We start from the raw sequence: 7,720 nt of genomic DNA, 5'->3' as shown, positions 1-7,720 counted from the left end.
GTAGTAGGGGTGCCACTTCGTCGTCCGCATGAACTCCTCGCACGACACGGCGTTCCAGTGGAGCGTCTTGTGCTTCTTGGTGACGTCCATGACGGCCATCGTGGCGCCGCTCGAGATTGACCCCACCAGGAGTTTGACACCATCCTGGAGGATCAGCTTCTCGGCCTTGCGGACCGCGGGGCCGGGTTTGGTGTCGTCGTCCTCCGAGATCACCTCGAGCTTCTTCCCCAGCAGCCCGCCCCTGGCGTTGATCTCCTCCACCGCCAGCACCACGCCCATGGTCTGCCAGCGGCCGTAGCCCTCGAACACGCCCACCTTGGAGCCAAGGTCCCCGATCTTGACGACGTGGTCACTCGCAAATGCCACGGGGACCGTGCCCACGGCGAGGACGATGGCAAGCACGACACCCAGATAGCGTTTCATAAGGGGCCTCCTTTCACCCGCCCGCGAGTCCCGGAGCGGGCACTCTCGAAACCGTTGCTCGCACCCGGAAGTTCCCAGCCGGCGTCGTCCGGCTAGTTGACTCGGAGGGGGGCTTCGCCCCCCTTCCGAACCTCCCCCAGGATCGGGTGCGCCGGCCGGGTACCCGCGCCAGGGGCGCGGGTGGGCGCTCGAACGCGCTTATTCCGACAGGCGGCTAGCGTTTGGGAAGGAACTCCTTCGCCTCCCCTGCCCACGCCGCGCGCGCTCCCGCCCGGATCACGTCCCCGAGCGTCCGCCCCATCAGGCCGAGCGCAGCCACGGCCTTCCCGTCGTCCGGGCCGGGCCGCTTCGGGGTCTGCTGAACTCCTCCAGAGGGCTCAGCAGCTCCGGACGGTCTCGGATTGCACGGGTTCGACCCGGGGGCCCACATCGGGTCCACCATCATGCCCCCGAGGTAGGTCTGCGCGTCTTCGAAAGCCACGCGCAGCGCGACCGCGGCCTTCGGGTCCTGTCGCGAGATGACAAAGTCAGCCAGATTATAGTACCGCCACGCGGCGTTCACAAGCTTCCGGGCGTGATCCCGCCTCTGCTCGGGCTCGAGGCTCTCCTCGCGGACTTTCGCGGCCGCGCTCCGGATACGGTCCCGGGTCATGAAGGCCAGAAAGATCGCGAGGCGCAGCTCAACGCCGGGCAGGTTCTTCGCCTTGAGAGCCGCCCTGAGACCATCCTCGAGCCCGCGCGGAAGCTCCGTCTCGAACTTCTCCATGGTCGCGTGGACAATCCCGTCATCGAAGAGCTTGAGGGCGACGTCGAAGCGCCCGGCCTGGCCGGCGAACTTGATGTCCTTGAAGTTCTTGGTGATGTCATCGTCCTTGGGGATGAAGACGCCGACGTGGTGGGCATCGGCGATAGTCAGGAGCCCCAGCCACACGGCGAACCCCAGGAGCGCGGGAGCCGTCCGTCTCACGCGTTTCCCCTCCGCTCGCGCCAGGCGACATAGATCCCCCGCCCGAGCATCAGCGAGATGACTGCCATCGCCACCAGGGCCGCCCCACCAAACGGAATCCAGGCGAGATACTCGGCCAGGTCCTTGCTCCGCTCGAGCCCGAGCACCGGGATCATCCCGCTCCACGCCAGGTAGCCGAATGGATAGAGGAAACCGCCGACCACGAGCATAGCATAGAGGGCACGCGAGAGCGCGCGGGAAGTCAGGAAATTCCGGATCATCAGGCCGCCCGCGAAGATCACGAGCCCCATGCCTTCACCGTGGAGGTGGAAGAGGCGGAGCGCAAAGTCCGCCCTCGCGACGAGGTTGTCGATGACCGGCCCGTCCACCTCCCGGACCCCGACCAGGCCGTGGATTTGGGGTCGGGCCTCGACCCGCTCCCGGTTAGCGCGCTCAAGCGCCACCTTGAACTTCACCATGGCGCCGCCTCCCACCTCGGCGAGAACGAGGAGCAGCATCGAGGCCAGGATCACGGCGAACGGTGGCAGGCCTACCGCCCCGCGGCCGGGCGCCTCGTCAGCCTGCCCGAGCCGGCGCCACCTCTTGGGCGGCAGATCGCGGACAAGGTACACGGTCAGCGCCCAGAGCGCGATCACGACCAGCCCTCCCGAGGGAATGAGGACAAGGATCGCAGCGATCGTCCGCGCCGGGCCCACGCCGACGAAGGGGATCAGGACGCTCCAGAGCAGGTAGCCAAAAGGAAAGCCGAAGCCGCCAAGCGTGAGAAGCACGTGGAGGGTCTTTCGGATCCGGGTGGTCCTGACCAGAGTGCTGATGACCAGGGCGACCCCGAAGATGACCAGCCCCATGCCCTCTCCGTGGAGGTGGAAGAGGCGGAGTGCTCCATCCAGCTTGACGAGCGCCTCGTCCAGGATCTCGTTGTCCACATCCCTGCTCCCGACCAGCCCGTGGACCTGGGGCCGCTCGAGGATCCGGGCGGTCGCGAAGGCGGTGAGCTCGGGCTTGAAGCGCGCCATGGATGCCCCGCCGATCTCGGCGAGGGCGATCAGGAGCGCCGCCGCCAGCACCACAGGCCGAGGCGGCCGCCGCCAGCCTGCCGAATCCTCCGGCGCCGGCTTGGGGACGACCCCCGCGTCGCGGGGAGCGGTAAGCGCGCGGCGCAACCGGCCATTGGCCAGAAGGAAGCCCGCAGCCACGACCAGGAGGCTCAGGCCAAGGATCGCCGAGGACCCGAACGGGATCAGGAGCGCCTGCTCCGCGAGGGCGATGCCGGCGTCCTTGCCGTAGAAGAGAATGAGCGCGCTGTACCCGACGTAGCCGAGCGGGAAGAGAAACGAGAGCCCCAGGAGCCAGTAGAGGAGCGCGCGAAGCCAGCGGCGGCCGACGAGCGAGGCGACGGCGGTGGCGGCGAAGAGGAGAACGACCCCCATCCCCTCGCCATGGGTGTGGAAGAAGGAGAGCCCCGCCTCGATGGTGAAGACGATGTCCGCGACGACCTCGGCGTCATACTCCCGCGAGCCCGACAGGTTGTGGACCTCGCGCGCCGAAAAGATGCGCTCCGTCGAGAAGCGTTGGATCTGGGGCTGGAGGAGGGACATCACGGCGCCGCCCGTGGTGCCGAGGGCGAGGAGAAGGACGGAGAGGACGATCAGCACGAGAGGCGGCCGGCGCATGCGCAAATCTTATCAAACGCCGGGGTGGACAGCGCTCGCCGTTTTGCCTAATGTAGAGCCCGCGATGAACGCAGGGCTCTGGAACGATGCGCTCTCGCTGATGCGGGCCCGCGTGGACCGGACCGCCGAGAGCGTGAACGAAGGTTTCCCGCACTTCGCCGATCCCGAGACCGGCCGGTGGACTTGCTCGCCGACAGGAGACTGGACCGGTGGCTTCTGGAACGGCATGCTCTGGCTCTTGGCCGCCGGCACCGGGGAAAAGCGCTACCTCCGGTGGGCCGAGGAGTGGACCGAGAGGCTCAGGGCTCGGATTCACTCCGACACCGTGTTCCGGGGCTTCCTCTTCTACTATGGCGCCGCGCTGGGCGCGATGCTGCTAAACAATCCCGGCGCGAAGGAGACCGCGCTGCTCGGCGCCCAGGGGCTGGCCTCGACCTACAACCCGCGGGCGGAGGCCCTCCCCCTCGGGACCGAGGCGGAGGAGGCGGCGGACGTGGGCAAGGGGGAGGCCAACGTGGACACGGTCCAGGCGTCGGGGCTCCTCCTCTGGGCCCGGCGGGAGACGGGCGATGCCGGCTTCGGCGAGATCGCGCTCAAGCACGCGAGCCGGCACATCGAGTTCTGCCTGCGCGAGGCGGGATCGGTCTGCCAGTCGGCGTCCTTCGATCCCGCGACCGGGAGAATGCTCCGCCGCTACACGCACAAGGGCATCACGGATCAGAGCACGTGGGCGCGCGCCCAGGCGTGGGGGATCCTCGGCTGGACCCTGACCTTGCAGTGGTCGGGCGACGCGCGCTTTCTCGAGCCCGCCGAACGGGCTGCCGACTGGTGGCTCGCCCACGTGCCCGACGACTGGGTCGCGTTCTGGGACTTCGACGATCCGGGCATCCCGCGGACCAACCGCGACACCTCGGCCACAGCTATCGTGACGGCGAGCCTGCTCAAGCTGGCAGCCCTCACGCGCTCGGAGGCGAAGCGACTCGTGTACCGCCAGGCAGCCGAGGTGACAGCGCGGGCGCTGGTGGAACGGCACCTGAGCGGCGCCGGCATCCTGGGGGACGGGTGCTACAACAAGCGGATTGGCCTGGCGACCCGCAACGAGCTGATCTGGGGCAGCTACTTCCTCTTCGAGGCGCTCCACGTCCTGACCGGCGCGCTGGAGGCGACGCAGATCTGAGCGGGCGCCCAGCGTGTCGCGGGCGCCGTTCCTGACACGCGGGCGCGGCGTTCGGATACTGCCTTCACCACAGGCGAAGCAGCAGATCCTCGGCGGCAACGCTGCGCGGATCCTGAAGCTTGGTGGCTGAACTCTGCTAGAGGCGGAGGAGCTTTGCCGCCGTGCCGCCCAGGATTCGCGCCTGACCCCCCCGGGAGAGCCTGGCGAGGCGCGTGATGACCTCCACGGGCCGCTCGTAGCCCATGTCAAAGCAGTAGTCGCTCCCGACCATCACCCGGTCGGCGCCCACAAGCCCGATCAGGTAGCGGAGCGACTCCGGCGCGTGGCTGACCGTGTCATAGGTGAAGCGCCGGAGGTACGCGGAGGGCGGACGCTTGAGATGCGCGCATTCCGGCCGGACCTTCCGCCCCCGGTCCAGGCGTCCCACCAGATAGGGGAAGGCGCCGCCGGCGTGGGGGAGGCAGACTGTGAGCCGCGGGAAGCGGTCCAGGATCCCGCCGAAGATCAGGTGGGCGGCGGCCACCGCGGTGTCGAAGGGGTTGCCGAGGAGGTTGCCGAGGTAATACGGAGCGAGACGCTGGGCCCCGATAACGCTGAGCGGGTGGAGGAAGACAGGCAGCCTGAGCTGATCGATCCGCTGCCAGACGGGAAGGAACGCCGGATCGGACAGCTCCCGCCCGTTGACGTTGGTCCCGAGATAGACCCCGCGGATGCCGGGAAGCTTTGCCGCGCGCGCCAGCTCGCCGACCGCCTGAGGAGGATCCTGGAGCGGCAGGGTGGCCAGGCCCACGAACCGATCGGGGAAGGCGGTGTGGGCTTGACCCAGGGCGTCGTTCACCAGACGCGCCAGGCGGAGGCCGAGGGCGCTGTCGGCCCAGTAGACCATGGGGTGGGTGAGCGAGAGGGCGTGGACGGCGACGCGCTGACGATCCATCTCCTTTCGCCGGAGGTCCAGATCCCAGAACGCGGGCCTCAGCGGCCCTCCCAGGACCGCCCCGACCTGGATCGCTGGGCCCGCGGGGTCGGAGCGGTTGAGCTTGACCCCGAAGGCCTCGCCCTGGGTCTCGATCGCTCGGAGGTAAGGCTCGGGGAAGTAGTGGGCGTGGATGTCAACGACCGGGGCGTTGGTCATGGGGAGCCCGTCCGCTTCGTCTGTCGCGTTGTTAATCCGCTTCCTGGTCGCAGAGGTCCAGGGCGATGAGGGCGTAAAGCCTGGCGGCCGTGACCAGGTCGGTGATCCGCATGGCAAAGTTCCCGCCCCCCACGCTGATTCCGGGCCCGTAGGTGATGGCCGGGATCCCCATTTCGTTGAAGACGTTGATGTCGCGCCACATGCTCGAGAACGGGGGAGCGCCCACCTTCGGCGTCTCGCCGAAGACCTCCCGGTGAGAGCGCCGGATCGCCTCGGCCAGCGGCTCGACGCGCTGAGCCTCGTACCCCCGCCGGTAGACGTAGAGCTCCACCTCACCCCGAAGCCCGGCGCCGGCGATGAGTCGGCGCAGCTCCTCCCTCACGTCCAGCGGATTCTGGACCGGGGTGATCCGGACATCGACGTAGACAGCGCACTGCTGGACAGTCTTCGTGATCTTGTAGGGGACGCCGGCCCGGATCGCGCCGATGTTGACCTTCGGGACCACGACGCCGCCCGGGCACTCGTAGCGGTGGCGCTGCTCGTAGTCGTACGCCCACTCCTCCAGCCGCTCGATCAGGCGCGCCATGCGGACGATGGCGTTCGGGCTCTTCTCGATCGGCGTCGGCCGCGTGATGTAAGGGGTGTAGATCGGCAGGTCGTCGCCGAAGACCGTGACCTTGAAGAAGGCCTTCCCGGCTTCCACCCAGATCAGGCCGAAGTCCGTCCCCTCGGCCACGAGCGCGTAGTCGCCGACGGCCCCATGGGTCAGCGCGTAGCGCGTTCCCGCCTCCTTGGCCACGTATTCGGGCGGCTGGAACTCATCCACGGGCTCCAGGCCGATCTCTCCCACGACGGCCATGAGGGTGAGGTCTCCCCTGAGCGCCACCCCGCTCTCGCGGATCGCGTTGGCGGCGATGAGCCAGGTCGCCATCGGCCCTTTGTCGTTGCAGATCCCGTTGCCGATGAGAAACTCACCCTCCCGCCAGGCCGAGTGGAAGACGGGGTCGGCCGCCCGCCGGGTGGTCCAGACCTCTTCCTTGGCGATCGTCGTGTCCATGTGGCTGTTGAAGACCAGGCTCCGGCCCCGGGCCTGGCCCGGCAGGGTGGCGGCCACGTTGAAGCGATCGGAGAAAAGCCCGAGCTTTCGCGGGGCAAAGCCGTGGCGCAGGAGCCAGTCGTAGACATACTGGCCGACCTCCCCCTCGCGCCCTGTCGGGCTGTCGATGTTCCCCAGATCGAGAGCCACCTTCACCAGCTCGTCGGCATCGATCCGGTCCAGGACACTCTGGGCAGACGCGTTCGGCTTCATCTCACGAGACCTCCTTTGCCCATCTCGACTCCGCCCTGGTACTACGCCGGGAGGATCGGCTCCAGCGCGCGGTTCTTCAGCTGTGAGGGAGCGCAGACGGTTGATGGCTAAAGTACCGACGCATCCACCGCGTTTTGTGTCAGGTGGATCGGCTAAGCTGACCGCCCCCGTCTCCTTCCTGTAACACCGTCTTGTCAGCAGCTTCTAACCCAAGGGCCTGGTCAGGTTCGGCGGCGTCGGGTCGTTGGCCGCCTCGACCCTGCTGGCGACTTGCTTCGCCGAGTCCCGCCCGTCTTGGACTGCGCTCCCCGGCGCTTTCCGGGCTGCTCGGCTCGCGTTCGTCTCGGCGTCCCGGTCCGTGTGGGATCGGGCGGCTCGGCCTCGATCTCGATCCCGAACACGGCGGCTAGCTTCTCGGCGGCGATCCGCTTCCCCGCGCCCGCGCCGGTTCGCGAGACGGCGCCGGACGTGGCCGAGCTCAGGAGCTCGGTCTGGTCGACCTGGCGCAGGGAGAAGAACAGCTCGGGCTTCTCATCGAGACGCGCGCCCACGCCGTACAGCACCGCCGCGACGTGCTTGCACATGCCCGCCCAGTCCGGGCACGAGCACTCCATCGTAATCTCGCGCGGCTCGGGGAACAGCCCCTCCTTCGGGTCAGCCAGCACCGCCAGCACCTCGGCGGACAGCTCCCCCCGCAGGAGCCCCACCAGGGACCCGATCCTGCCCGTGCAGCGAGTCACGACGTGGCGCCAGCGCGCCCGCTTCAGCTGAGCAAAGTGGATCTTCACCGTGTACAGCTCGCTCCCCGCGACGAACGCCTCGACCTTGCCCCTCGCGATCGCCAGATCCACCACCGAGCCGTTGCGCAGGTAGGTGCGCCCGCGCGGCAGCCGGTTGGCGAAGTCCATGTAGCGCTCGAGGTTGTCGCACCAGGCCTTGCCCCAGAAGGTGGTCGCGATGCCCCGCCCGCGGCGCTGGATCACGACCGGCTCGGAGGGCCGTCCGCGCTTCTTGGCGACCCTGGCGATCGCCTTGGCCG

7 protein-coding genes are annotated in these 7,720 nt (G+C 68.4%); 1 reads left to right on the top strand and 6 read right to left on the bottom strand.

Annotated elements, in window-relative coordinates; all coding sequences use genetic code 11:
* From HY726_00925 to HY726_00915, 3 genes are all read right to left on the bottom strand, one after another.
* Positions 1–423: ABC transporter substrate-binding protein (locus HY726_00925; protein MBI4607554.1), on the bottom strand; the 423-nt coding region annotated here is incomplete at its 3' end.
* Between the two features lie 214 nt (positions 424–637).
* A complete protein-coding gene (locus HY726_00920; GenBank protein ID MBI4607553.1) occupies positions 638–1,390 on the bottom strand; it encodes a hypothetical protein in 753 nt (250 codons plus the stop codon).
* Positions 1,387–3,063, bottom strand: a complete 1,677-nt coding sequence (locus HY726_00915; protein ID MBI4607552.1) for a hypothetical protein — start codon at positions 3,061–3,063, stop codon at positions 1,387–1,389. Before HY726_00915 ends, HY726_00920 begins: the two co-directional genes overlap by 4 nt.
* Before the next feature lie 64 nt (positions 3,064–3,127).
* Here HY726_00915 and HY726_00910 point away from each other — a divergent pair, with 64 nt between their 5' ends.
* Positions 3,128–4,240: a glycoside hydrolase family 88 protein gene (locus tag HY726_00910; GenBank protein ID MBI4607551.1), complete on the top strand. Its 1,113-nt coding sequence runs from the start codon at positions 3,128–3,130 to the stop codon at positions 4,238–4,240.
* Positions 4,241–4,376: 136 nt separating this feature from the next.
* On the opposite strand, the gene HY726_00905 is transcribed toward HY726_00910, so the two are convergent.
* The 3 genes from HY726_00905 to HY726_00895 form a co-directional block, all read right to left on the bottom strand.
* Complete coding sequence (locus HY726_00905) at positions 4,377–5,372, bottom strand: amidohydrolase (GenBank protein MBI4607550.1); 996 nt, start codon at positions 5,370–5,372, stop codon at positions 4,377–4,379.
* 31 nt (positions 5,373–5,403) lie between these two features.
* Entirely contained in the window at positions 5,404–6,681 is a 1,278-nt protein-coding gene (locus tag HY726_00900) for a M20/M25/M40 family metallo-hydrolase (protein ID MBI4607549.1), read from the bottom strand.
* A gap of 221 nt (positions 6,682–6,902) precedes the next feature.
* A partial coding sequence (locus HY726_00895; protein ID MBI4607548.1) for an SWIM zinc finger family protein occupies positions 6,903–7,720 on the bottom strand: 818 nt, incomplete at its 5' end.

It is taken from the genome of Candidatus Rokuibacteriota bacterium (genome assembly GCA_016209385.1).
Taxonomy (GTDB): Bacteria; Methylomirabilota; Methylomirabilia; order Rokubacteriales; family CSP1-6; genus JACQWB01.
The sequence above is the reverse complement of the archived record's forward strand: the minus strand, read 5'-3'. Positions and strand labels throughout refer to the sequence as shown.

What these genes read in the sequence shown, in the direction of transcription:
- HY726_00900 (MBI4607549.1), bottom strand. Translation starts at nt 6,681, where the DNA reads ATGAAGCCGAACGCGTCTGCCCAGAGTGTCCTGGACCGGATCGATGCC.
- HY726_00915 (MBI4607552.1), bottom strand. Translation starts at nt 3,063, where the DNA reads ATGCGCCGGCCGCCTCTCGTGCTGATCGTCCTCTCCGTCCTTCTCCTC.
- HY726_00910 (MBI4607551.1), top strand. Translation starts at nt 3,128, where the DNA reads ATGAACGCAGGGCTCTGGAACGATGCGCTCTCGCTGATGCGGGCCCGC.
- HY726_00905 (MBI4607550.1), bottom strand. Translation starts at nt 5,372, where the DNA reads ATGACCAACGCCCCGGTCGTTGACATCCACGCCCACTACTTCCCCGAG.